The organism is Streptomyces sp. NPDC057136 (assembly GCF_042670885.1).
Lineage (GTDB): Bacteria > Actinomycetota > Actinomycetes > Streptomycetales > Streptomycetaceae > Streptomyces.
In genome coordinates, this window is record NZ_JBHUUV010000004.1 from 108,723 (window position 1) to 133,257 (window position 24,535).

The following is a 24,535-nucleotide window of genomic DNA, read 5'->3' on the forward strand; positions in this document are numbered from 1 at the left end:
CGAGGACGGCCCGACGAGAAGGGGAAGCCGTGGAGCACGACAAGGACAGCGCCAGGGGCCTGGCCCAGCTGGAGGGCTACCTGTTGTGGAATGCCGAGGTGGAGGACGCCCGCCGGCGAGCCGGTCGCTTCACCGACCAGCTCCCCTGGCTCACCCGCGCTCAGCGGGAAGACGTCGAACGCGTCTACACGGCGGACCGTGTGGCCTCCTGCCGGGATTCGCTCATCCGCATCTCCGAGCGGGCCGCCGAACTCCGCGGTGAATACTCCGCCCGCTATCGCCTGCTCAGAAAACGCTGCCTCGCAGCCGTCGTCCTCGCCATCGGCGCGGCGAGCGGAACCTGCGCCGCGCTGACCCTTCTCACCCGCTGATCACCCGCCCGGGCGCCAGGAAGGCGCCCGGGCACCTCTCTGTGCTCCGCATCCTCACCCGGCGTCGGAACGGTCCGCGGACAACGAGACGCCGACGGCGACGGTGAGCGCGCAGACAAGACCGGCCAGCGGTACGGCCCAGTGCCCCGCGAACGTGGTGACAAGCACGAGGAGCGCGCCGACGGGAAGAACGAGTTGCTGGCGCCTGCCCTCCTTGAAGTGGCGGGCGTGCAGCGCCCACACCATGAACATGAAGAGCGCCGTGGGCACCGTCACGGCGGCAGCCGCGGCGAACGCGGAGATGTGCGCATGGTGCGTCACCTGCTCCACCGTCACCTCGATGCCCGCGCCGATCGCCGCCGCCGAGGCGAAGATCAGAGAGTGGCCGTATCCCCACACGAACGCCCGTCGACTGGCGGTCAGATGCTCGTGGATGGGGACGGAGAAGTAGAACCAGTACGCGGCGAAGACGATGACCAGTCCGCCGGCCGCGATCGGGATCAGTTCGTCGAGAGCGGCGGAATCGTCGAGCGCCGACTGCACCGCCACCGTCGCGGCGGCAATCGTCTCGCCGAGCATGATGATGGTGAACAGCCCGTAGCGTTCGGCGATGTGGTGCGGATGCCAGGTGGTGCGCTGATGACGCTCGGCGATGGCGGGCACCGCCATTTCGGCGGCGGCCATGAGCACGAAGCCCCAGTTCCAGGCCCCGGCGGGCAGGAACAGCAGCACCACCCATCCGGCCTGGACGATCACCAGCCCCGCCGCGTAGCGCAGCGCGGTGGCCCTGGCCGCACCTGTCTCCCCGCCTGCCGCCCGCAGCCACTGGAAGGTGAGCGCCACCCGCATGATCAGGTAGCCGATGATGGCGACGCCGAAATCGGCGTGCTCGAAGGCCCGGGGCACTCCTGCCGCCAGGACGAGCACACCCGAGATCTGTACGAGGGTGGCGAGCCGGTACGGCACGTCGTCGCAGTCGTACGCGGAGGCGAACCAGGTGAAGTTCATCCACGCCCACCAGATGGCGAAGAAGACGAAGACGTATCCGGTGACGCCGTGGCCGGGATCCCCCTCGGCCAGGGCATGCACCAGATGTACACCCGCCTGGGCGACCGCGACGACGAAGCAGAGGTCGAAGAACAGCTCCAGCGGTGTCGCCGCGCGATGCTCCTCGTCGGGGTCCCGGGACCTCATCCGGAGCAGGGGCACGGTGCGGTGGCCGTGACCGGTACCGCTGGGCGTGTGGTCGCTCATCAAGGCACAGGTCCTCAAGGTCAGTGTCGTACGAGACAGAAAGGATGCCCCGCCGGGTCCGCGAAGACGCGCCAGCCGCGCCCGTCGGAACCCTCGCCGAGCATGCTCGCACCCAGGGCCAGCACCTCCTCCTGGGCCCGGTCCAGATCCGGGACGGCGAAGTCCAGGTGGAGCTGCTGGGGCCCGGCCGGGTCGGGCCACTGCGGCGCGCGGTAGTCCGCCACTCGCTGGAACGCGTACACGGCCCCATTCGCGGTGTGCACCGTCGCCCAGCTCTCGTCGACCGCCCACCGGGGATCGGGCCGGTTGACGGTCCCGCCGAGCAGGGCGCCGTAGAACCCCGCGAGACGCAGGGGGTCCGGGCAGTCCAGCACCACGCATTGCAGTTCAGCGATCATGGCAACATCCTACGAAGACGCCTGACGGGCCGGAACAGGGCGCCGGTCAGAGGACGGAGACGGTCTTCCGCCGCTCCTCGCCCCGGGATTCGCCCCACTCCTCGCCCCACATTTCGCCGAGCGCCGACAACTGCTCGGCGAGCCGCTCGGCATGGGTGGCGGGCAGTTCGGCGGCCTTGTGGTGGAGATGCACCGCGCAGGCCGTCGTCGTGTCGATGAGGCGTTCCAGCGCACCCGCGATGTCCTCCGATCCCGCCGTACGCCGGGCGACCGCCGGGAGTTCGGCGGCCGACAGGTCGATGGCCGTTCGCGCCGCCGCCAGCGAACGGTAGGCGTCGCGCCGCAGCGCCCCTCGCCCGGTGTGGTCCTCGGGGGAAGCGAGGACGTGCCCGAGGTAGCGGTGCGCCGCGCTCTCCGCGGTATCGAGGGCGGTGCGGACGGTGTGGCCGCGCTGTCCCGGCAGCGGAAGGTGGCCGACCAGCAGAACCGTTGCGCACGCGAGCAGCGACTCCACCACCCGGTCCCAGGCCGCCTGCGGTTCCCCGGCCAGCAGCACCAGCGAGAGTACGAGCACGGTGACCACCGCCGTCTGCGCCGCGAAGTGCCGGGTGGCGACCGGGATCAGCGCGCCGCACAGGGCGACTGCCCCGACCAGCGCGAGCTGACCGGACGCCAACAGCATGAGTGCGGCGAATACGACGGCGCCCGCCACGGTGCCCACGGCCCGGCACAGCACCCGGGAGACGAGCGGCCCGAGATCGGGCTTGACGAGGAACACGGTGGTGGCGGGCAGCCAGTACCAGTGGTCGTGGTGCAGGCTCTGCGCCACCGCCGTACTCGTCGCGCAGCACAGCGCGACCCGGATGCCGTACTCGCGGCCCGCCGCGCCGAAAGCCCTGCGCAGCACGGAGACGTAGGAGCCCTGGCCTCGGGTGCGCAGCCGCTGTCCGGTGCGGCAGTCGAAGGCCGTGGCGGCCCGCAGGAGGGCATCGTCCAGGGCGCGCAGTCCGGCATCACCCCGTGCCGGGGCGGGAAGAGGACCGGAAGGCCCACCCGTACGCACCGTGGCGGCCAGACGGCGGGGGCCTTCCGCGATACGGGCGGGCAACGGGTCGCCCGCCCAGGCCAGCGCGGTCGCCGCCTCGGCCAGCGGCAGCGCCGCGGCGTACTGCGCGTGCAGGCGCCGTTCGGCCGCGGAACTCGCGTACCGCCGCAGCCGGGGACCGGACAGGGCGTCCTGGGCGTGGTCGAGGGCGGTGGTCAGCGCGGCACGGTGGGCGAGGGCACGAGGTCCGCCGGCCGCGACGAGCAGATCCGCCACGGCTGTGTAGACGGCTGCCACCGTTTCCCGTTCACCGTCGAAGCGGTACGGGCCACTGCCGGACGTGCTGGAAGAAGGCAGCGCGAGACGGAGCACGGCGAGCCAGCCCGCCCCGGCCAGGAACAACAGGGCACGCAGCCACCCCGGTTCCGGCAGGGGCATGCCGGCGCCGATCACGGCCGCCACCATCAGCTGCGTACCGCAGGCGGAAGCGACCGGTCCGACCGAACTGATTGCTCCCGCTACCAGCCCGAGCACCCCGAAGACGAGCGGCAGCACGAACAGGGACCGCTCCGCACCGGCGGTCATCGCCGTCGCGGTGCCCAGCAACAGACCGACGGCGCCCGCCAGGGCCGGAACCCCCAGCCGCGTGACCGAAGCCCGCCGACTTCCCGGCCTGTCGTTGATTCCGGCGAACATCGCGCCCAGCGCCACGGGAACTCCGGCCGTCGGGTGCCCGCCGAGCACGAGCGCGAGCAGCGAAACCGCGGCGAGAGCCCCACGCAGGACAGCACTCCACCGGACGGGCCCCTGTTGAGTCCGCAGCACATGGCCGAGCCACAGCGGAAGGGGAGATGACGGGGTGAGAAAGGCGGGTGTGAACACCGGACTCCTGTGGTGCGCGGGGAATCGGAATTCGCGCGGACGCCTTCGGCCTGAGCGCTGACGTCAGCCTAGGGCCCCAACGTGGAGGGAATGCTTCCGCCCGATTTCCGCAAGGTGTCGGCCTCCGGCCGGCCTCCCGCCCCCGGTCGGCCTCCCCAGCCGCCGAACGGAGTGTGCGTCACATCGCGGTGCCGAAGTTCTGGGTCCACACCGGGCCCGCGGAGGTGTCCTGCACACCCATGCCGATCTCCTTGAACGAGCAGTTCAGGATGTTCGCGCGGTGCCCCGGACTCTCCATCCAGGAATCCATCACATCGGCCGCCGTGCGCTGGCCCTTCGCGATGTTCTCTCCGTAGGTGCTCCAGCGGTACCCGGCCGCGGTGATGCGGTCACCCGGGTCCGAACCGTCGGGGGCGGTGTGCGAGAAGTAGTCGCGGGCCGCCATGTCGGCGGAGTGCCGCGAGGCGGCCGTCGCGAGCTGCTCGTTGCTCCGGACGGTTCCACACCCCTCCTTCGTACGCTCGGAGTTGACGAGAGCGGTGACCTGTTCGGACATGCCGGAGGGAGCCGGCTCCACGGTCCTGGGCGGCGCGGGACGCGTGGACGGCGGAGAAGGCTTCCGTGTGCTCGGCGTGGCTTTGGGAGTGGGGGAGGCACTTGGTGTCCGGGACCTGCTCGGCGAGGGCGAGGGGGAGGAGGACGTCGGCGGGGGAGCGGGCGTCGAGGCCGTGGGGAGCGACGCGGGCGCGGCCGCTGTCGCGGGCGTCTCGTCCTGGCTCTCCTCGTCCCGGCCTTCCTGATCCGCGTACAGGTGTACCGCTGCACCGCCGGTGCCCAGGACCGCGACGGCGATCAGCGCCGCCAGCACCGTGCTGCGCCGGCGCCGCCGGGTCTGCCGGCGTCTGCGCTCCGCGCGTCCCGGGCGCCCGGAGTGCGACGTGGCAGTGGTGAGGAGCAGATCCGGTGCGGCGCCGCCGGCGGACACCGCCAGGGGAACCAGGGCCAGTCCCACGAGCAGCCCCTCCGCCGGGACTAGACCCACCCTGTGACCCGAGCACACCCTGCAGTCGCGGGCGTGCCTGGCCAGCCGCTTGCGCCAGAGGGCGGAGGGAACTCCGTCCCACTCGGCGGCCAGCGACTCCAGCAGGGTGCAGCGAGGTTCCGCCGCCAGGGCCCGGACCACCAGCCTGGCCGTCTCCAACTGGGTCTTCATCCGCTGGACCCGCACCGCGGTGTGCTCCGGAGACAGTTCGAGCGCGAGCGCCACCTCGGACCTGGACAGCTGCCCGGCGGTCTCCAGCCACCACAGCGACAACAGGGCGCGGTCGTCCTCGTCCAGCCATCGCGTGGCCTCGGCCACCTCGCGGCGCTGGCCGGAGAGACCGAGCCGGATGATGGTCAGACCGACGAAGTCCGCACCGGGGTCGACCACGTCATGGGCGACCTCGAGACCGTCGGCCGGTATGTACTCCGACCGGCGCTCACGCCAGTGTCCCCGTATCTCGTTCATGGTGATCGCCACGAGCCAGGAGCGGAAGCTGTCGGGCGTACGCAGCGAAGGCAGCGCGCGGAGCATCCGCAGCACGCTCTCCTGCACCACGTCGTCGACGTCGGCGTGCCCGTTGAGCGCCCGGCCGACGATGTTGTACATCAGCGGCAGATATGCGGTGACGAGCTGGTCCTGTGCCTGCTCGTCACCGGCCTGCGCGGCCCTGATCAACGCCGTCTCGTGTGCCTCGCCCATGGTGTGCTCACTCTTTCGGAGTCCTGTTTCGTCACGTCCCACACTCGGGAGATGCGGTGAGGCCGGGAAGATAACAAGAAATCCGCTGCGGGCACACAGCACGCCGGATCCCGGCGGGCACACAACACGCCGGATCCCGGCGGGCGCGAAGCCCGCCGGGATCCGGCGCGGGTAACGGGCGGAGGACGGGTTCAGGTACTGGGCGGGGGCGTCTCGTCCTGGTCGCGGTCGGTGCCGAGCTGCTGCTTGAGCTTGTCCTGCCCGGTGTCGACCTTGCCGCGGTGCTTGCCCTGCGTCCGGTCGTCGATCATGTCGCCGGTCTTGTCGACGCCCTTCGAGGCCTGGTCCTCATGGCCCTTGAGCATCTTCTTGATCTTGTCCATCGCGGACATGGGCGATCCTCCTAGAGTCGGCACCCCCACCCCTCCAGGGTGGCCGCACCCCGTGGTGTTCGCATCCGGGCGCACTCGCCGAGCGTGGGCGGAAGTGTGAAGGACGCCACCGTGGGCACATACCGGATAACCAGGAGGGGGTGGTGGCCATGGGCCGCATCCAGATTGTTCGTCGTCCTGCGCCGCCCACGGGACCGCCGCCGCTCGACCTGCGTACACCGTCCGGCCGCCCGCTCCCGTACTGAGCAGGCCGCTCCCGTACGAGCATCCCATCCATCCGGGTCAGGGGTCTCCGTCCCGCAGGCCGGTTCCGGTGTCCGGCCGGGGAATCGGGGGAAGTGGCGCGAGCTGCTCGACCAGCGCGGCCAGCTCCTCGCATGCCAGCTCCGTCTCACGCCGTATGTTCTGGTGCTCGGTGACGATCGCGGCCAGAAGCAGCGCGGTGAGCGCCACACAGCCGTTGAGGAAGGCGAGGTTCACCATGACCTGGAGCACGGTGTGGTCCTCGAACGGCCCCACGCCCTCTCTCCCGGCGACGACCGAGAGCACGGATACGAGCAGGGCGCACGGGGCGCTGCCGGGCAGCTCGAAGCGAAGGGCCGCCCAGACGATGACAGGGAACACCAGGTAGATCATGGACAGCGAGCCCCTGGTCGCCACCACCGTCGCCGCAACCGCGATGACCAGCAGCAACGCCGCTTCCGCCCACCGGTCCGTCGACCGGGGCAGCCGCGCCCTGCGCAGCACGAGCAGGAACGGTGTGACCACGAGGACGCCCATCGCGTCCCCCACCCACCAGGCCGACCACACCAGCCAGAACCGGCCCGGTGGCAGTTTGTCGCTGAGCATCAGCACCCCGGAACCCACTGTCGCGCTGATGAGCATCCCCAGCAGCGCGCCCAGGAAGACCAGCGCGACACCGTCCCGCAGCCGGTCGAGCTCGACACGGAAACCGATCCGGCGCAGCGTGAGAAAGGCGCACAGGGGAGCCAGGGTGTTGCCCGCGGCGATCCCGGCACCGTAGAGGGTGAGGGAGCCGCTGATGTCGATGATGGTGAGCAGCGCACCGAGTGCGATGCCCGGCCAGATCCGGGTGCCCAGATACAGGAGCGCCCCCAGAGCGATGCCCGTCGGTGGCCAGAGCGGAGTGACGACGGAGCCGTGCACCACCACCTCCTGAAGGAGGCCGAGCTTCGCGGACACGTAGTAGGCGGCGGCGACGCCGAGCATCTGAAGTACGGATACGGCCCGGCGTCTCGATTCCTTGCTACGGATCACGGCTCTCATGAGACACCGGCAGTGACGCCTCGCGGCCGTGACACGCTATGCGGACCCCTGCGTCACTGTGGCCGATACGTCACTGTGGCCGACGGGGCGCGGCCTCGTGTCGCAGGACGAGGACGGCCGCGTCGTCCTCGTGGCCGGTGAGCTCCGCCGCCTGCAGGATCTCGTCGGCCAGTGCTTCGGCCGTGGCCCCCACATGGGCGCTCACGATCCGGCGGATACGGTCCAGGCCCTCATCGATCTGCAACGACGGGCCTTCGACCACTCCGTCGGTGAGCAGGACGAACGCTCCGGCCGTATCGAGGGTGTGACGGGTCACCGGATACCGCTCGTGCGCCGCGATTCCCAGGGGCATCCCGCCCTCGTCGGTGGTGACGCCCGCACGCCCGTCGGCCGTGGCCCATACGCAGGCCACATGACCGGCGCGCGCGCTGTGGAGTTCCCGGGTCAACGGGTCGAGGCGGAAGAACGTGCAGGTGGCGAAGAGAGTCGACCCGACGGACACGAGCAGGTCGTTCGTACGGCCCATGACCTCACCCGGGTCGGGTTCGGTGCCGGCGATGGCGCGCATGCCGATGCGGATCTGACCCATGAAGGCGGCGGCCTCGACATCGTGGCCCTGGACGTCGCCGATGGCGAAGCCCAGCGACCCGTCGGGCAGGACGAATCCGTCGTACCAGTCGCCGCCGATGTCCAGCCCGTGGTGCGCCGGGGCGTAGCGGGCAGCGGTCTGAAGCCCGGGGAGCGTGGGCAGCGAGGCAGGGAGCATCCCGCGCTGCAGTGCCTGGGCCAGCTCCACCCGGGCTCGATGCAGTTCCACTTCCTGCCGGGCACGCGCCGTCAGGTGGTGAAGCGTAGTGAGCAGCTCCTCGGCGCTTGCTGAGCGGGGGGTCCGACGCCGGTTCATGGCCGCTCCGCTGTGCGTAAGTGCCTGAATCCTATTTCGGCGAGGGCACTCCTGCGACCCCAACAGCTCCCGGGCCTGCCGCGCCCGGGCGGTACGGGCGCCCGCCTGACACGGTCAGGACAGCTCCCCGAGGACTCGGGACTGCGCGTCCGTGTAGCCGCGCCAGATGCCGAAAGCATCGTGGGACATGACGACGCCCAGAGCTTCCTCAACGCTGACCGTACGGCGCCCGAGGACTTCCCGTACGACGATGACGGCAGCCGTCAGGCCGTTCATCTCGGACTGCACGAGGTGAGTCAGGGGATCGGCGGGATGTGGGGCGTTCGAGGCTCGGCAGGCATCCACCAGCGGTCTCAGCCACCGGGCCCAACGGTCGTAGTCGTCTTCCCCGTGCGGCTCGGCCGCATGGAGGAGCGGTGCAAGGGCGCGTTCGAGCCGTGCCGTGTAGCTCGCAGCCGTGCCCTCCACCCATGGGTGCTCCGCGGCGAAGTGCGCCCAGCCGTCCTCCGTGATCAGGTTCTCCAGCCACCACCGGCCCGCGGGGCGCAGTCCTTCGTGCCCTCCGAGGACGGAGGCGTCACGTATCTGCTCGTAGGAGGGAGGTGAGTGTTCGGCCAGCAGGACCGCGTCGTAGAGATCCTTGCCCTGCGGATGCGCGTCACTGACCAGCCACAGGAGCTTCCAGGCCAAGGACAGCTCGGGGGTGGCGGCGAGAACCCGGCAGCCGGGGCCCGCCCCCAACGGGCTCAGCTCCGTGAGCATGGCAGGCGCCGGCAGAGTCTCGTTGAACACCACATCGAGCTGGACGGTGCCGCCGGCGGTGCCCGGCGCGGTCCAGGGCAGCAGCATGCGCCGCCCCGGCACCCGGTCGTACGTCCAGATGTCCTCGGTAACCGCGCCGCCCGCGTCGATCACGACGTCGCTGCGCGGTGCGGCCGCTGCGGCAGCCTGCGCGATGCCCACGAACAATTCCGCGGTACGTGGCTCGGTGATGGCCCACTCCTGGGGGACGACGACGAAATCGAGGTCACCGGGGTCACGCGCGGTCTCCGGGAACCAGGTCGCCATGAGCACGCTGCCGCGCAGCACCAGATGCCGTGCCCATGGGCCTTCGGCGATCGCGGCAAGCACGACATCCAGCACAGTGCGGCGTGCCCGCTGCCACGCCCGGCCGGTCTCCGGGTCCTCGAAGCGTGGCTCCCCCGCCCGGTAGGCATTGGAAAAGTGCTGCAGCGCAGGTTCGAAGACAACCGGCTGATTCAGGCCCTCCGGGGCAGGCAGCAGTGTGCCCGGCAGGTCCATGCGCTGCCGTGTCTCTTCGTCGAGCGGGACGTGGGGAAGACCGGGGGACCCGTTCCACAGTCCCTTCCAGGTGCTGTTGTTGCCGGGGGAGGCGGTTGACATCGTTAAGGCTCCTGCGTGGTCCGACACCGGCCGAAGCGGCTCTGGCTGTACATGATCGGGTATGCGGTCGCGTGCGGCCTTACGGCCCGACACTCGCCGTCGGAACCTCACCGTCGAGCGCCTGCTGGGTGCGGTCGGCCATCGCCTCGGTAAGGAAAGACAGCCAGCCGATATCGGGGGCGCCGCCGTTCTCGTGGATCACGTTCACAGCAGCTACCACGGTCCCGGAACGGACCACCGAGCGCGCCTGCGACCTGAACACACCATCGGTACCCGTGTACCTCAAGACGACGGCGGCCGACTCGTCCCCGAACGGCTTCTCCAGCTCGGTCGAGCTCACGGAGCCCTCGAAGGCGGCCTGTTCCCGCTTCACCCCGAGGTACGCCTCGGCCGCTTCTTCGATGCTCGTGTACGGCAGGACCTCGATCTGCACCTCGGTGAACGACACGGCGACCCCCGGTTCGTACACCGACCGCACATTGAGCTGCGAGCTCGAACGGCAGATGTAGTGACGTTCCCCCTCTTCGAGCCCGCCGATACGAGTACTGCGGCACCGTTCTTCCGTGGGCGAGTTGCTCGCGAGCTTCCAGCCGTCCGGCAGGCTCGCCGCGTCCGGCAGGATTTGCCAGGCCTGCTTCACGCCGAGGAGCACCGGCGCCGAGCCGTCGGGTGTGGCGGAGGCCGACGTGCCGGGCGTGCCAGGGGAGACCGTGTCGCCTGAGGAGGCCGCGTCGCCGGGGTTCCGCCCGGACGTTTCGCCGGACCGGCCGGGGGAGTCGTCGTCGGTGAACAACTGGACTGCGCCGTAGCCGCCGAGTGCCAGCAGTGCGAGCAGGACGGCGACGATTCCGACCAGGGCGCCTCGTGCGCTGCGCGTGTTGTTGACCGTCAGCGGACCCAGCGAGATCTGGCTGCGCCGCACCTTGCTGCCGCTGCCGATGACGATGCTGTTGGCGTACGAGGGGCTGACGGTATACGCCGGCGCGATCGCCGGAGGCGGACCGGCGAGCACGGCTGTCATGTGGTGCCGGAAGTCGGGATCGGCCACCAGCGCCTCCCGGATCGCCTCCTGCAGCCCCTGCGTCGCCGAAGGGTCCGCCGGATCGCTGCCCAGCCCGGCGAGTGCGGCGCGACCGCGGTCGGACGTACCGAGCCGCGCCCGCACGAGGTCGGCCAGCGCCTCGCCCGCCTCGGCCCCCAGTGCGGTAGCTGCTCCGGTCGCCAGATCGGTCAGAATCTGTACGGCTGTTAAGGCCATACTCCCGGCCTCATCCATATGACACCCCCATGTCTGATCGAACCCGAACCTGAGACAACCACAGCCTCGGCTCCCGCACCATGCCGTGATCCTGTATCCGGGCGCTCCAGCCTGCCTGTTCGGCCCACTGGAGCGCCCGGCGGGTTCGACACCTGCCAACTGGCGTTCTGCTCAGCCCTGTTCCCGCTCCACCGGAAGCCACAACTCGGCGTCGGCCTCGGGCTTGTCCGGCGACAGGCGGGTCAGTCCGCGACCTCGAGGCAGTGCCGGCAACAGCAGGCAAGGACCTCGACCTCGCCGTGCCCGCCGCCTTCCCAGACCGACGGTCTGGACCACACGCTTGACCGGCGGGTCACTTGGGTTAGCACGATGTTCCCGGGTCCGGAACCTGATCACCGAGCCACGCGTCGTATGAGGCACGTCGTGCTCATGGCTCCAGGCCGAGGACGGGTCCGAGGCAGGTGGGTGGGACAGTGGCGCGGGCGAACAGCAGGGTGGCGTCGGAATCGACGACTGCGGCACCCTGGCGGTGGCTGGGTCACATCGGCCGGTGGCGGTGGCGGTGGGACAAGGATGCCAAGGGCCGGTCATCCTGGGCGCGTGGGCGTGTTCTTGCGTCGATGGCCATGCTGGCCTCCGGCCTGATGGCTTTCCACGCCTCCGTGCCCAACGTCGTCGGCCACCTGGGCAGCTTGCTGGAGGCATTTCTGCCCTGGCTCGGCCTGGCCGTCCCGGTGCTGCTCGTCCTGGCCCTGCTGCGCCGCTCGGCCACCGCGCTGGTGTCCCTGCTGCTCCCCGCAGTCGTCTGGGCGAACCTCTTCGGCGGGTTGCTCCTCCCCGGAGACCGGGGCACACACGACATCACGGCGCTCCAGCACAACGTCAGTGACGAGAACACCACTCCCGTCGGCACTGCAGAAGCTCTGCTCAAGGCCGCGCCGGAGTTCATCGCTCTGGAAGAGCTGACACCTTCCGCGCTGCCGCTCTACGAGACGGCCTTGGCAGCTGAGTACCCCTACCACGCAGTCGAAGGCACAGTCGGCCTCTGGTCGAAATACCAGCTGGTAGACGTGCAGTTGTTGGACATCAAGCCCAAGGCGATCGAGGAGGGCTGGAGCCGCGGGTTGCGGTCCAGTGCGCGTACGCCGTGGGGCGAGATAGCTGTCTACGTCGCCCATCTGCCCTCGGTCCGTGTCCGGCTGAGCGGCTTCGATTCAGGTTGGCGGGACGAAAGCGCCGACCTGCTGGGGACGGCCATCGCCGCCGAGAAGCTGGACAAGGTGATTCTGCTCGGTGACTTCAACAGCACAGCGGACGATCGCGGGCTGGCCCCGGTCACCTCGCAAATGGACGCGCAGGCACGGGACTTCGCCTTTAGCTGGCCCGCGGCCTTCCCCGTTTCCCGGATCGACCACATCATGACCCGGTCGGCGACCGTCACTGACACCCGGACCCTGCCCGCCACAGGCAGCGACCACCTCCCGGTCGCCGCCGGCATCAAACTTGCTTCCTGACCGCAGGGCGCTGTGTCGGCCCGCGATGTGACGGTTGGCGTAGGCGGTCGTGCTCGTGCAGCGGATCACGGATGCGGACTACCGCCTCCGACGAGGAGGTGGACAGCCGGCTGGACAGGCTCGGCAGAGCCCTGACATGTCCGTCTGGTCACCTCAGAAACTTGATCTTCTGGCCGCCGGGGCGGGAGCTTTCGGCTGATGAGGTAGTCGGTCAGGCCGTGGCGTATCGACCGATCGCTTTGTGCTTGTGGTGCAGCTCTGGGTCAGAGCCCTGGCGGGGCATGCCGACAGGGGCTGCCCTCGGGGACGAACCAGTGTGAGGCGCAATCGGCGCGTCCCACGGCAGCCGCCCAGTCAACCTGGAGTTGGGAAGATCCTGCTGCCAACCGCGTACTCAACGGGAGATGCCGACGGCTGAGGGCTTCGATCCGGTGCTCAGTCGGCTGACCTCAATGTGACTGCGTCAGGCGCAACCGTAGCCCCCGCACTGCCAGTTGATCGTCGGCGATCACCCTGAGCCGCCCCGGAGCTCACCCTGATCCGCCCTCGGGGTGCGGGCGGGATCGGCGCCGCGCGCCCGGCATGATCCGGAAGAGTCGACATGGTCCGGGGCTGGATCCAGAAAGCCGAACTGAGCGGATCTGAAGTCGGCGGCATCTTTGCCGCCTCCATCCGCGGACCTTCGTGCCGTCACCGTCGGCCTGACCCTGCCCTGGAGCTCCGGCATCGCCGTACGTGGTGTGTCGCCGCTTGGGAGGAGGTTGTCGTCCACAGTGGACGACAAAGGGCAAGGAGAATACCCACTCATTACCACTCTCAACTTATAGCGCACCAGGGGGCTTGCGGCAAGGCCCGGGTCGTGCCGCAGAATGATCGGCGAAGGCCAGGACCTGCGGAAATGACAGACTCGCGAAGGGCATCTGCTGTTGTCGACGCATGAGGTGCGCGGGAACGTCGAACCGCCGGTTGGGCTCGCGGTGTGGTTGCGCGGACTCGGCGCGGAGGTGCGGGTGTGCGGGTGTGCGTGCCGCCGGACCGCGCGGAGCGGCTGGCCGAAATCCAATCTCGTTGAATGGGCGTTTTGATGATTGACGTGATCGTGGTCGGCGGCGGACCGACCGGCTTGATGCTGGCCGGCGAATTGCGGCTGCATGGCGTGCACGTGGTCGTGCTGGAGAAGTTGACCGAGCCGACCGAGCAGTCCCGCGGGCAAGGCCTGCACGCGCGCAGCGTCGAGATGATGGACCAGCGTGGCCTGCTGGACCGGTTCCTCGCGGTCAGTGAGAAGTTCCAGGTCGGCGGTCTCTTCGGTGGCATCGCCAAGCCGTGGCCCGACCGGCTGGACACGGCTCACCCGTACGGCCTCGCCACTCCGCAGCCGGTCACCGAGCGGCTGCTCAACGAGCGGGCCCTCGAACTCGGCACCGAGATCCGGCGCGGCTGCGAAGTGGTCGGGCTGAGTCAGGACGAGGACGGGGTGACCGTCGGGCTGGCGGACGGCACGCAACTGCGCTCGCGCTACCTCGTCGGGTGTGACGGCGGCCGCAGTGCGGTGCGCAAGCTGCTCGGCGTCGGCTTCCCCGGCGAGCCCGCCAAGGTCGAGACGCTGCTTGGCGAAATGGAGGTGACCGACGATCAGGCGACGATTGCCGCTGCCGTCGCGGAAGTCCACAAGACCCACCTGCGGTTCGGCGTCACCCCACCCAACGAGGACGGGGTGTGCCGCGTTGTCGTGCCCGCCGACGGGGTGGCCGAGGACCGTGTGACTGCGCCCACCCTCGATGAGTTCAAGCAGCAGCTGCGGGCGTTCGCGGGCACCGACTTCGGCGTGCACTCGCCGCGCTGGCTGTCCCGGTTCGGCGACGCCACCCGGCAGGCCGAGCGCTACCGGGTCGGCCGGGTGCTGCTGGCCGGCGACGCGGCGCACATCCACCCGCCGACCGGCGGGCAGGGGCTCAACCTCGGCGTGCAGGACGCGTTCAACCTCGGCTGGAAGCTCGCCGCCGCGGTCACCGGCTGGGCACCGGAAGGGCTGCTGGACAGCTACCACGCCGAACGGCACCCAGTGGGCGCTCGTGTGCTGGACAACACCCGCGCGCAGATCACGCTGCTGGGGACCGATCCGGGTGCGACCGCGCTGCGGGAGCTGTTCTCGACGCTGATGGACTTCGAGGAGGTGAATCGGTACGTCACCGAGATGATCACCGCGGTCGGGGTCCGCTACGACTTCGGTGAGGGCCATGAACTGCTCGGCCGGCGGATGCGGGACGTGGGGCTGAAGCAGGGGCGTCTCTACGAGCTGATGCACGGCGGACGCGGCCTGCTACTCGATCGGACCGGCCGGCTCTCGGTGGAGGGCTGGGCAGATCGGGTCGACCACGTCGTCGACGTCAGCGAGGAACTGGACGTGCCCGCAGTACTGCTGCGACCGGACGGCCACGTGGCGTGGGTCGGTGACGATCAGCAGGATCTGCTCAGCCGGCTGCCCAAGTGGTTCGGCGCTGCCGTCAGCTGAGCGCGCAGCTGCGGCTCGAAAGGGTGGGACGCCCATCTGCGGCCGAGCCCGGCGCGGATCGGTGTCGCATCCCCCCACGATCCTTGAAGAGGTGGGGGAAGAGCCTCCGGATCGGTCGCATCGGCACGGCAGGCAAGTCCTCGACGTTCGTGCTCTTCCTCAACGCCGCGGCAACAGCATTCGTGGCCTGCACGGGGGTCGCCAAGCCTGCCCTTGTGACAACTATCGTGCTTCGGCTCATCTGAGCCGAAGCACGATAGTTGTCACCGTCGCCGCCAGCCGACCTGGGGCTGCCCGCCGCACGAAGCACGACAGCTGTCACCAACGAGGCGGTCTTGTTGCCACCGACGCCCAGTTTGCAAGCTTGTTGTCACCCTCCACAGCCGCCAGCAGAGCTCTGACCCGCGAGTGCGTCGAACGGTGGTCCCATGCTGGCCGTGTCGTCTTCTGCGGGGCGTTTATCGCCTTGGAAGGCGCTTAGCCGCCCGAGTGCCGATGATCGGGATCGGCGAGATGTGAAGACACTCAGGGGTGCATTCGCGCGCCCTTGAGGACCTTGTCCACCGCGTTGCGCGGCCCATAGATGGCCATCCCAACCAGATCGAGCTGATCCTTGCCCACGGCCCGTACAGCCGCCCGGTTGTCCCGGTCGTTGCCCGTGCTGAACAGATCTGACGTGAACACGGCCCTCGGCAGCGAGCGGGTCAGCGCACGACGGTGCGCGGCGGTCAGGATCTCCTTCGTCCCCTCGAAGACCAGCACGGGCTGGCGGAGCATCGGCAGATACGCGGTGTCGTCGGCGTCCGTGTACGGCTCACCGATCACCTCGGGTGACGCCGTGCCGAGCCCGCTGACCAGGAAGGCGGTCACATTCAGCCGCTGCCAGGACTCAAGATCCTCGCGCAGCAGGACGGCGATCTTAGTGTCGAAGCGGACAGGCACATTCTCATCCCCTGCACCGGTCTCAACCCCGGTCCCAGCCTCGGTCTCATCGTCAGTTCTCATGCTTCGAGACTCCAGGGTGCGCGCCTTCTCCGTCTTGTACGTTCTTTGCGTGATGCCCCGGCAGGAGATCTCCGCTTGGCGCCCGCAGGTCGCGGGTGTTGTGGAGGTCTTCCACGCACACTTCACCGAGCACGCGTACCCCATGCATGTCCACGACACCTGGACCTTGCTGATCGTCGACGACGGTGCGGTCCGCTACGATCTGGACCGCTACGAGCGCGGCACTCCGAGTGGCACCGTGAGCCTGCTCCCGCCGCAGGTCCCGCACAACGGCTCACCTGCCACCCCTCACGGCTTTCGCAAGCGGGTGCTCTACCTCGACATGACGCAGCTGGACGAGACCTTCATCGGGCCGGCGGTGGACGGCCCGGACCTCACCGATCCCGTCCTGCGCAGACGCGTCGGACAGCTGCACAAAGCCCTCGCGAACCGGGGAGACGAGTTCGAGGCGGAGAGCCGTCTGGCCTTCATCGGGGAGCGACTGCGCGAGCATCTGCGTCCCAGGCTGGCCTTCGGCAGCGCGGGGCCCGACCGCGGCATCGCCCAGAGCCTGCGTGACCTTCTCGACGAGCGACTGCTTGAAGGAATCGCCCTGGAAGAGGCCGCGCGCCTGGTCCACGCCCACCCCACGCATCTCGTACGCGCCTTCAGCGGCGCCTTCGGCATCGCCCCGCACCAGTACATGATGTCCCGCCGCGTCGACCTGGCCCGCCGTCTGCTACTCGACGGACAGCCGCCCGGCAAGGTAGCGACCGCCGCCGGCTTCTACGACCAGTCCCACCTCACCCGGCACTTCAAGCGGATCGTGGGCATCACCCCGGGCCGGTACGCCCGTACCCGGGCCGTCAACTGAGCATGAGCAGCCCGCGCTTGCCACCGCACCTGCTTCCTAGCAGAGAAGCAAACCAACGGCTTACATAGCCACCACGCGCAGAGGACCTGGTGACAACAAGCCTGCCTTTGTGACGGCCGCATCAGACTCATCACCCAGCACCTGCCGCCGGCCTACGCGTCCGTCGTTCCCGGGGCGGCGGTGAATCCGAACCGGGCGCGGGTCTCGATCACGATGCCGCCGGTGTTCGCGGCCTGCTTCTTCGCCCGGCCCCGTACCCGTGGTTGCCACCGCTTGCGCACCTCGTCGGTGAGGCGGGCCGCCAGTTCGGTACGCGGTCGTTTCAGCTGGGCCTTGAGGTAGCGCTCCACTGTGCGTTGCGAGACCCCCAGGAGCTGGGCCACGGTCCTGGTGGAGCCGGCGTGCTGCTTGACCAGGAAACGCATCTGGGCCGGGGCGGACTTGGGGAGCGGGCGGGTGGCGGTGTTCGCGGACGCCTTCTCCAGGCTGTCTCCGAGGATGCCCATCTAAGTCCTTTCGCGGGCGGTGGCAGACGCCTTCGCCGAGGTGGCGCGATGCTCCTGGCGGGATGAACGGGAGCAGAAGGTGCGTGGTCCGGGTCATCACTCGCCGCCCTCGGCCGCGTCCGTGCCCTTGATGTGCCGGGCCGGGTTGTGGCCCTCGTCAAGCATTCGTACCGCCCACAGAAGATCCTGGGTGCCTTCGTGCTTGACCATGCCGGGGCTGACGCCGAGCCGGAAGGAGCCGGGAGCCGGCTTTCCTTCCGGTGTGTGCGGCAGGAAGTCCAGCGGGCCGGGCCCGTCGGCGAGGTAGTCGGCGCAGTCGGAGAGCAGGGCCACGGGGATCAACGCCTCGGCTTCGAGGTTCAGATGACCCGAGGGCGCGGGTTGCGTTGCGTGGCGAGAGCCGTCTGCACGGCCGTCGAGCCACGGGGGGTGAGGACACGCATCGCGTATGTACCCAGTACGGAGGCGAGTTCGGCCGCACCCAGCTCGGCGGCATTGCCCCAGGAGCGTGCGTCGAGTGCGCCCCACGGCAGGATCGCGAACTGCACACACTGACGCCGTCCCGCCTGTGCGGGCCGGTACACGCGGGTCCAGGGCCCGCCGATGCAGTACGCCGTCCCGTCGCCGTCCAGTACGGCGAAGGGCCGTGGGCGAAGCGTGGATCGAGCGGGGCAGCGGGGGCCTGGGCCACGGGGTCAGGAGGCTGTTGCCTCGCGGCGGGGCGGCGCGGGGCCGACGGGTTGCTGGAGCCCTGTTTCCTGGGGCTGTGGCACCACCTGACCCGTAACTGTCCCGGGCCCCGAAGCGGCGCCGTCGCCAGGCTTCACCTCCGGGTGCCGGGCTTCGGCGGTCGTGGCTCGGTGCGCCCCGACTCCCAGCCGGTAATGGTCTCGCGCCGCACCGACAGCGCCCGCGCGACCTGATCCTGGCTCAGCCCACCGGCTTCGCGCAGACGTTTGCGCTCGGCCGGGTCCGGCAAATCGTTCTGTGCTGCCGCCTGCTCCAGTAGCGCGTCCACCGACGCGAAGAGCTCGTCCTGCTCGTTGCGCACTAGGGGCCACCTCCGCCCCCACCCTCGCCGAAACTCACGAGTGAGGGGAGGGGGGAATCCACTGATGGGGTCGGTGATCACACATATTCATGTGCGTTCGAACATCTACATGGTAGAAATGACTCATGAGTGTTGCTGATCGTCTCGACCTGACCTTGCGGCTGGTGCAGGGCTCCGACCGGGTCTCCGTCGCGGAGCTCGCCCAACGCCTGGGCGTCTCCGAGATGACCGTGCGCCGAGACCTCGACGCGCTGGAACGCAAGGACCTGGTCCGCAGAGTGCACGGCGGAGCCGTCGCTACCCGGACGCGCGCCGAGGACGCGGGCTTCTCGGCACGCGAACCCTGGCAGGCGGCGACGAAGGACCGTCTGGGCGCGGGTGTGGCCGCGATGGTGGAACCGGGCTCCCGCGTACTGCTCGATGCGGGCACCACCACCGTCCATGTCGCGGAACACCTCGCCGCCCGCGCGCCCCTGACGGTGGCGGTGCTCAGCCTTCAGGCGGCAGTGCGCCTTGCCGACCGCCCCGGGATCGATCTGATCGTCGTCGGCGGACGCTCCCGCGCGGGGGAGCGCTCCCTGGTCGGTCCCCTCGCCCTCCGCACGCTGGAATCGCTGGCCTTCGACTGCTTCGTCATGTCCATCGGGGGTGTCCATGCCGAGCACGGCTGGTCGGAGTTCTCCCTGGACGACGCGGCCGTCAAGCAGGCCGGTCTCGCCCAGGCGGCCCGTACTGTCGCGGTGGCCGATGCCACCAAACTCGGTGTCCGGGCGTTCAGCCAGGTCGCACCCCTCGGGGCCGTGGACAGCCTCGTCACCGATGCCGCTGCCGAGGACCCCGAAACCCATCCGAACGGTCCGCACACGCTGAAGGCCCTGCGTGAAGCGGGCGTTCCCGTCGTACTCGCCTGAACCTGCCTGAATTCCACCCACCGCCACCGAGGTGACCGATGAACGCTGCCCCCATCCCCGCCCCCGGCCCGCAGATGATCCTCGTCGCAGGCCCCTACCGATCCGGCACCGGAGACGATCCGGCCGCGCTCGACGCGAACGTACGGGCCATGACCCGTGCCGCACTGGCACTCTTCCGTGCCGGCCATCTCGGTATCACCGGTGAGGCACTGGCCCTTCCGCTCCTGGAGGCTGCGGGAAGCCAACGACCGGGCGACGCCCTCTTCGACGAGATCTTCCACCCGATAGCCGAGCAACTGCTCTCACGCTGCGACGCCGTGCTGCGCATCCCGGGGGCCTCCGAGGGCGCCGACAGGATGGTGGCTCAGGCCCGCGCGGAGGGCAAGCGCGTCTACAACAGTCCTGCCGACGTCCCGGCCGTCCGTTGACCGCCGGCATCGACACCCCCGACCGCCGCGGCCGTACCGGCCTGGACCGCCACGGCCTCGGCCTGACCGGCAACCCGCGCGTGCGGGTCCGCGAGGTGGAGGTCCTTTCCTGCGACTGGTACGTGCTGCGCAGAACGACCTTCGACTACCAGCACCGCGACGGGCACTGGAGCCGCGAGCAACGCGAGACGTACGACCGGGGCGACGGCGCCACCATCCTCCTGTACGACCCCGAGCGCCGCACCGTGCTCCTGACACGGCAGTTCCGCCTCCCGGCCTACGTCAACGGCCACCCGGACGGGATGCTCATCGAAACGGCCGCCGGACTGCTGGACGGCGACAGCCCCGAGGAAGCCATCCGCAGGGAAGCGGCCGAGGAGACCGGATACGCCCTGGGCGCGGCCGAGCACATCTTCGACGTCTTTATGAGTCCGGGCTCGGTCACCGAACGCGTGCACTTCTTCGCCGCCCCCTACACCTCGGCGACCACCACCGGCGGCGGAGGTGTGGCCGCCGAGGGCGAGGACATCGTCACCGTGGAACTGCCCTTCCCCCGCGCACTGGCGATGATCCGCGAGGGGGAGATCGCCGACGCCAAGACCATCATGCTGCTCCAATGGGCCGCTCTGGACGGCCCGTTCGGGCCCGGACGGCAATCCGGGAACGCCCCCGAGTGAGCGGCGCGGCACGGACGACGGCCGCCGCCCGCAGCGGGCGACGGCCACCGGAATCCGTGTCGGTCACTCCTGGCCGGGCAGCTTCCACCGCTGTGCGTCACCTGCCGTGCACGCACGGATCAGCAGCTCCGCGCCGCCGCCCTCCGCGTGCAGGCACAACCCGGACTTGACGTTCTGCAGAGTACGGTCGGCCCGGTGCGTCCACGACTGGGCCGGGGTCCCGTTGCACTGGTAGAGCTGGACGACCGTGCCGTCGGCGGTGGAGCCGTTGCGGACGTCCATGCACTTTCCGTACGCCGTCACCGTGCCGTCTCCGGGCACGGTCCAGGTCTGCGCGGGCGTGCCGTCGCAGGTGGACATCCGAAGGGCCGACCCGTCGGCCGAACCGCCACCGGAGACGCCCACACACTGGCCGTCCATGCCCGTGACCGGACCCGCCACGGCCGGCGCGGGAAGCGACGCGCGTACGGTGCCGGCGAGCGCGACCGGGTCGCCCGTGGGCTTCACCGGATAGACCGTGCGCTCCAGGTTCCAGGCGTTGTCCCTCGCGAACCAGTCGATCGTGGCCGGAGCCTGCCCCGTCACCAGCGCCGTTTCGAGAGAGCCCAGATACGCCGTCCAGCGCTTGGCGTAGAAGCCGGAGAGCAGACCGGACCATTCGCGGTTCGCGTAGTCACGCAGCCCGCCGGACTCGCTGCCGGAACGGTGCCCCCAGGTGGTGAGGATCGAGCGTGCGTCGAACTCGGCCGCCGCCCGCTCAGCGTCGGTGTTGCCCCAGGACGTGGCGTCCCTGAGCCAAGGCCCCAGCATGAACCGGCTGTCGGTGGCGAGCAGCCGGTCGAGGAGGGCGAGATCCTGCTCCCACTCCGTCGCGTGCTGCCGGAACAGGGCGAGGTTCTTCGCCTCGTACGCTGCCTTGATCTGCGGCAGCAGCGTCCGGCTCCGGTTGGCCAGCGCCTGGCGGGCCACGTCCACCAGATCGAAACGGTAGGCGTCCGTATCCCGCAGTTCCGGAGCGACTTGGAGCAGTTCGTCCAGCGCTTTCTGCACGGTCCACGCGTCGTAGCGCATGGACGCGGGACTCCAGCTGGCCGCCGTGGTGGCCGTCAGCCGGGGACGGGCGGTGAACAGGCTGTCCTGGGACTCGCTCCAGCTGCCCGACCTGGTGCTGTAGGGGCCGGTCCGCAATAGTTCCCAGGCCTTGGCGGCGTGCGGGTCTGCGCCGCCGTACCGTCGCTCGGCATAGTCGGCGAACCAGGCCTGGTGGTCCAAGGTGCCTGTACGCCAGGCGAGTTCGGTGAACAGTTCGTACGCCACCGGGTTGCCGTCGGTGCCTTCCGGCAGGTATGCGATGCCTCGGAGCGCACTGTCCGGCTTGGTGCGCCACTCCTCGAACCGCGTTGCCCAGACAGCGGTGTTGGCACCCATTGTGGTGTGACCGCCGAAGTTGGGAATGGTCCCGAACGCGTAGGCAGCGCCGTGCCAGGCGGTTTCGCGGTCCAGCCCGTCGTAGCGGTCGGCCAGGCCGTCGACGATGAACAGTTTACTCTTGTCGACCGCGTCGATGATCTGTGTGGAGGGGTTGCTCTGCCAGCCGAGCAGGACCCAGGTGGCACCCGGGTGAGCGGTCTGCAGTGCGCTCATGACCGCCTTGGCGGCGTCGCCGATGGGCACGTCTCCCGGCCTGCCGCCCTCATGGAGCAGATCCATCTTGTACATGGAGGAGTTGCGGAACCGCTCCGCCTGGTGGCGGTAGAACGACGCGGCCACCTTCGGATACATCGCACTGCGCGGGTCCAGCCAGTCGGGCCGCTCGAAGCCGACCCAGCCACCCTGGGGAACGACGGGGCCCGTGGGGTTCCTGTCCGTGAATCCGGGCGGGACCGTGCCGTAGTAGCCGGGCAGGACCGGCGTCATTCCCAGTAGGCGCAACCGGTCGGCGATCTTACGGCCCAGTGCCGCACGCTGTTCGAGCAGTTGGTCCGTGACCGGCCCGCCGAAGCCTGACATGTTCTGCATCAGCCACCACGGCTGGTGCGCGGGGCCGGGAATCCAGGACCTGAGCTGCGACTTCGTGTAGCCGAACTCCTGGAACGTGTCGTAGTAGACGGCGTCCGCGCCCATCTGCACGAAGACCTCGTTGACGCCGTGCAGTGCGAGGAGATCGATCTGCTTCTCGAACGAGGCCCACTTCCGGTACGCGCCGGAGTAGCCGTCGTCGGTGTCGTTGAGGGCGAACCGGTGCGGCACCGAGGCGTCCTTGCGGACCGTGCCCGCCGGCGCGGGGAGCCGGGACGGCAGCTTCGACGCACTGTTGCCCGGCCAGCCGATGTCCACCTTTGCCGTGTGCTTGAGGTACCAGTTGACGCCGCTGAGCAGCACGGCCGGGCTGGTGCCCTGCACACGTACGCGCCCGGCCGTGCCGGAGACGGTGAAGTAGTCACCGCTGTCCGGGCGGCTCACCGGCACGAGGTCGATCTGGGAGACGTGCTGTGGAAGTAGCCGGCCCAGCGCCGCCTCGGCAGGACCGACGGCGAATGCCTGCCTGCCGGGGGGCGGGGCCGCCGCGGGTGCGGACGGAGTGCTGAGGACCGTGGCGAGCACAGCGAGAGCGGTGGCTGTGCAGGCCGCGGCCAAGGATCTGAGGCTTCTCAAGGGGGACCTCGTCCGGTGAAGTGTGTGGAGACGTACGGAAATTGGGGAGGAGCGTGCGGGGGAGTGGAGCTGCGTACGGATTTAGTAACGGAGCATTCGTTAATATGGGTACGGCCCCCTCCGGCCGTCAAGAGGACGCGCAGTCTTCGACCCGGATGCGCTGGGTACAGTGCCGACAGCACGTACGGGGAAGGGAGTTGATGCGCATGCCAGTCGCGAGAGCAGCGGCCACCGGTCCACATGTCCTGCGCCGGATGAACGTCGCCGCGGTCCTGGCCGCGCTCCGCGAGGGGGACGCGCCCACCGCCAGGGTCACCGACCTCGCCACGCGGACCGGACTGTCGCGGCCCGCGGTCACGAGAGCTCTGACGGAGCTGAGGGACTGCGGACTGGTCGAGTTCACCGCGTCCGCCGGAACGCCGCAGCTCGGCCGGCCCGCCCAGTACGCGAGATTCCGCGCGGAGGCGGGACATGTGGCCGGCGTCGACATCGGGCCCCACAAGGTCCTGGTGATGATTGCAGACCTGGCGGGGACGGTACTGGCCTGTCACCGTGCAGCGGTCGACGAAGGCTCGGCGGGGCCCCAGCTCTTCGGCACGGTCCGGACCGCGCTGACGGCGGCGGCGGCCGAGGCCGGGGTGCCGCTGTCCGGCCTGTGGGCCGTCAGCACCGGCACACCCGGCATCGTGGACCGGGAGCGCGGCGAGGTCCTGCTCGCCCCCAGCATCCCCGACTGGGCCGGTCTTCCCGCGGTGTCGATGCTGCGCGAATGGCTGCACTGCCCGGTGTCCATCGACAACGACGTCAATCTCGCGGTGCTTGCCGAGCGCTGGCGGGGAGCCGCGGCCGACACCGGTCCCGACACCGACACCGCCCTCGACTCCTTGGGCAGTGCAGGCACCGGCAGTGACTGCCTCGTCTTCGTCCAGTGGGGCACGCGGATCGGCACCGGCATCGTCATCAACGGCAGGCCGTACCGGGGGAATTCGGCCGCTGCCGGTGAGTTGGGCTTCATCGATCTGGTACGCGACCCGGACGCCCCGCCCGGCCCCCGCGCCGCCGACGGCATGGGCCCGTTCGAGCACCTCGTCGGCGCCGAGGCCATTCACCGGCTGGCCGTGGAGGCCGGTGCACCGGTCGGCGACGACCACGACATCGCTCCGCTCTTCGCGGCGGCGGAGGCCGGCGACCGGGCCGCCGTCGAGGTGGTCGACCGGGTGGCCGCGCGGTTCGCCCGGGGCCTGGCGGCACTCCTGCTCGTACTCGACCCCGGCCGGGTCGTCATCGGCGGCGGGGTCTCGCGCGCCGGGGATACATTGCTCGAACCCGTACGGAAGCACCTGCGGGCGCACGCGCTGATACCGGTCGCGCTGAGCGCCTCGATGCTCGGCGAACGGGCAGTCGCGTTGGGCGCGGTGCGTCATGCACTGGACGTCGCCGAGGAGCGAGTGACGGCCGCGCAGGTGTGCCGCTGACCGATG

22 protein-coding genes and 2 pseudogenes are annotated in these 24,535 nt (G+C 69.8%); 9 read left to right on the plus strand and 15 right to left on the minus strand.

Annotated elements, in window-relative coordinates:
• The first annotated feature begins 29 nt into the window (after positions 1–29).
• The gene (locus ACFT7S_RS06740; protein WP_382727927.1) at positions 30–371 is read left to right on the plus strand and encodes a hypothetical protein; all 342 of its coding nucleotides are present in this window, start codon (positions 30–32) and stop codon (positions 369–371) included.
• A 54-nt stretch (positions 372–425) separates the two neighbouring features.
• On the opposite strand, the gene ACFT7S_RS06745 is transcribed toward ACFT7S_RS06740, so the two are convergent.
• The 9 genes from ACFT7S_RS06745 to ACFT7S_RS06785 form a co-directional block, all read right to left on the minus strand.
• The gene (locus ACFT7S_RS06745; protein WP_382727930.1) at positions 426–1,625 is read right to left on the minus strand and encodes a low temperature requirement protein A; all 1,200 of its coding nucleotides are present in this window, start codon (positions 1,623–1,625) and stop codon (positions 426–428) included.
• Positions 1,626–1,645: 20 nt separating this feature from the next.
• Positions 1,646–2,023 (minus strand): VOC family protein, encoded by a 378-nt coding sequence (locus ACFT7S_RS06750; protein ID WP_382727933.1) that lies wholly within the window; start codon positions 2,021–2,023, stop codon positions 1,646–1,648.
• 46 nt (positions 2,024–2,069) lie between these two features.
• On the minus strand, positions 2,070–3,950 hold the full coding sequence (locus tag ACFT7S_RS06755) for an FUSC family protein (protein ID WP_382727935.1): 1,881 nt from the start codon (positions 3,948–3,950) through the stop codon (positions 2,070–2,072).
• Positions 3,951–4,128: 178 nt separating this feature from the next.
• On the minus strand, positions 4,129–5,694 hold the full coding sequence (locus ACFT7S_RS06760; protein WP_382727937.1) for a sigma-70 family RNA polymerase sigma factor: 1,566 nt from the start codon (positions 5,692–5,694) through the stop codon (positions 4,129–4,131).
• Between the two features lie 191 nt (positions 5,695–5,885).
• Positions 5,886–6,086, minus strand: coding sequence for an antitoxin (locus ACFT7S_RS06765; protein WP_382727940.1), 201 nt, complete (start codon positions 6,084–6,086; stop codon positions 5,886–5,888).
• Between the two features lie 282 nt (positions 6,087–6,368).
• Positions 6,369–7,364 carry an MASE1 domain-containing protein gene (locus ACFT7S_RS06770; RefSeq protein WP_382727943.1) on the minus strand — a complete coding sequence of 332 codons (996 nt, stop codon included), beginning with the start codon at positions 7,362–7,364 and terminating at the stop codon, positions 6,369–6,371.
• Between the two features lie 79 nt (positions 7,365–7,443).
• Complete coding sequence (locus tag ACFT7S_RS06775; protein WP_382727946.1) at positions 7,444–8,277, minus strand: PP2C family protein-serine/threonine phosphatase; 834 nt, start codon at positions 8,275–8,277, stop codon at positions 7,444–7,446.
• Between the two features lie 114 nt (positions 8,278–8,391).
• Positions 8,392–9,681, minus strand: coding sequence for a nucleotidyl transferase AbiEii/AbiGii toxin family protein (locus ACFT7S_RS06780; RefSeq protein ID WP_382727949.1), 1,290 nt, complete (start codon positions 9,679–9,681; stop codon positions 8,392–8,394).
• Positions 9,682–9,760: 79 nt separating this feature from the next.
• A complete protein-coding gene (locus tag ACFT7S_RS06785; RefSeq protein ID WP_382727952.1) occupies positions 9,761–10,939 on the minus strand; it encodes a hypothetical protein in 1,179 nt (392 codons plus the stop codon).
• 620 nt (positions 10,940–11,559) lie between these two features.
• On the opposite strand from ACFT7S_RS06785, the gene ACFT7S_RS06790 reads away from it, so the two are divergent.
• From ACFT7S_RS06790 to rox, 3 genes and pseudogenes are all read left to right on the plus strand, one after another.
• Positions 11,560–12,453, plus strand: coding sequence for an endonuclease/exonuclease/phosphatase family protein (locus ACFT7S_RS06790; protein ID WP_382727955.1), 894 nt, complete (start codon positions 11,560–11,562; stop codon positions 12,451–12,453).
• A 49-nt stretch (positions 12,454–12,502) separates the two neighbouring features.
• Positions 12,503–12,695 (plus strand): annotated as a pseudogene (locus ACFT7S_RS06795) (e9imm peptide); the annotation flags it as partial.
• 842 nt (positions 12,696–13,537) lie between these two features.
• Complete coding sequence (gene rox / locus ACFT7S_RS06800; protein WP_382727958.1) at positions 13,538–14,968, plus strand: rifampin monooxygenase; 1,431 nt, start codon at positions 13,538–13,540, stop codon at positions 14,966–14,968.
• 525 nt (positions 14,969–15,493) lie between these two features.
• On the opposite strand, the gene ACFT7S_RS06805 is transcribed toward rox, so the two are convergent.
• A complete protein-coding gene (locus ACFT7S_RS06805) occupies positions 15,494–15,973 on the minus strand; it encodes a DUF2000 family protein (protein ID WP_382727961.1) in 480 nt (159 codons plus the stop codon).
• 52 nt (positions 15,974–16,025) lie between these two features.
• Here ACFT7S_RS06805 and ACFT7S_RS06810 point away from each other — a divergent pair, with 52 nt between their 5' ends.
• The gene (locus ACFT7S_RS06810; RefSeq protein ID WP_382728532.1) at positions 16,026–16,826 is read left to right on the plus strand and encodes an AraC family transcriptional regulator; all 801 of its coding nucleotides are present in this window, start codon (positions 16,026–16,028) and stop codon (positions 16,824–16,826) included.
• A 158-nt stretch (positions 16,827–16,984) separates the two neighbouring features.
• Here ACFT7S_RS06810 and tpg read toward each other — a convergent pair.
• From tpg to ACFT7S_RS06830, 4 genes and pseudogenes are all read right to left on the minus strand, one after another.
• Positions 16,985–17,332, minus strand: a pseudogene (gene tpg / locus ACFT7S_RS06815) (telomere-protecting terminal protein Tpg); the annotation flags it as partial.
• A 96-nt stretch (positions 17,333–17,428) separates the two neighbouring features.
• A complete protein-coding gene (locus ACFT7S_RS06820; protein WP_382727964.1) occupies positions 17,429–17,665 on the minus strand; it encodes a hypothetical protein in 237 nt (78 codons plus the stop codon).
• Positions 17,666–17,691: 26 nt separating this feature from the next.
• Positions 17,692–17,880, minus strand: coding sequence for a hypothetical protein (locus ACFT7S_RS06825; protein WP_382727966.1), 189 nt, complete (start codon positions 17,878–17,880; stop codon positions 17,692–17,694).
• A gap of 275 nt (positions 17,881–18,155) precedes the next feature.
• On the minus strand, positions 18,156–18,383 hold the full coding sequence (locus ACFT7S_RS06830; RefSeq protein WP_382727968.1) for a helix-turn-helix domain-containing protein: 228 nt from the start codon (positions 18,381–18,383) through the stop codon (positions 18,156–18,158).
• A 125-nt stretch (positions 18,384–18,508) separates the two neighbouring features.
• On the opposite strand from ACFT7S_RS06830, the gene ACFT7S_RS06835 reads away from it, so the two are divergent.
• Genes ACFT7S_RS06835 through ACFT7S_RS06845 form a run of 3 tightly spaced genes read left to right on the plus strand, consistent with a single transcriptional unit; the run spans position 18,509 to position 20,399 of the window.
• The gene (locus ACFT7S_RS06835; protein WP_382727971.1) at positions 18,509–19,294 is read left to right on the plus strand and encodes a DeoR/GlpR family DNA-binding transcription regulator; all 786 of its coding nucleotides are present in this window, start codon (positions 18,509–18,511) and stop codon (positions 19,292–19,294) included.
• A 38-nt stretch (positions 19,295–19,332) separates the two neighbouring features.
• The gene (locus ACFT7S_RS06840; RefSeq protein ID WP_382727973.1) at positions 19,333–19,722 is read left to right on the plus strand and encodes a DUF4406 domain-containing protein; all 390 of its coding nucleotides are present in this window, start codon (positions 19,333–19,335) and stop codon (positions 19,720–19,722) included.
• Positions 19,719–20,399, plus strand: a complete 681-nt coding sequence (locus ACFT7S_RS06845; RefSeq protein ID WP_382727976.1) for an NUDIX domain-containing protein — start codon at positions 19,719–19,721, stop codon at positions 20,397–20,399. The genes ACFT7S_RS06840 and ACFT7S_RS06845 overlap by 4 nt, the downstream gene beginning before the upstream one ends.
• A gap of 63 nt (positions 20,400–20,462) precedes the next feature.
• Here the strand turns inward: ACFT7S_RS06845 and ACFT7S_RS06850 are convergent, their stop codons facing one another.
• Positions 20,463–23,054: an alpha-N-acetylglucosaminidase TIM-barrel domain-containing protein gene (locus tag ACFT7S_RS06850; RefSeq protein WP_382727979.1), complete on the minus strand. Its 2,592-nt coding sequence runs from the start codon at positions 23,052–23,054 to the stop codon at positions 20,463–20,465.
• A gap of 206 nt (positions 23,055–23,260) precedes the next feature.
• Here ACFT7S_RS06850 and ACFT7S_RS06855 point away from each other — a divergent pair, with 206 nt between their 5' ends.
• Positions 23,261–24,529: an ROK family protein gene (locus tag ACFT7S_RS06855; RefSeq protein WP_382727982.1), complete on the plus strand. Its 1,269-nt coding sequence runs from the start codon at positions 23,261–23,263 to the stop codon at positions 24,527–24,529.
• Positions 24,530–24,535: the final 6 nt, after the last annotated feature.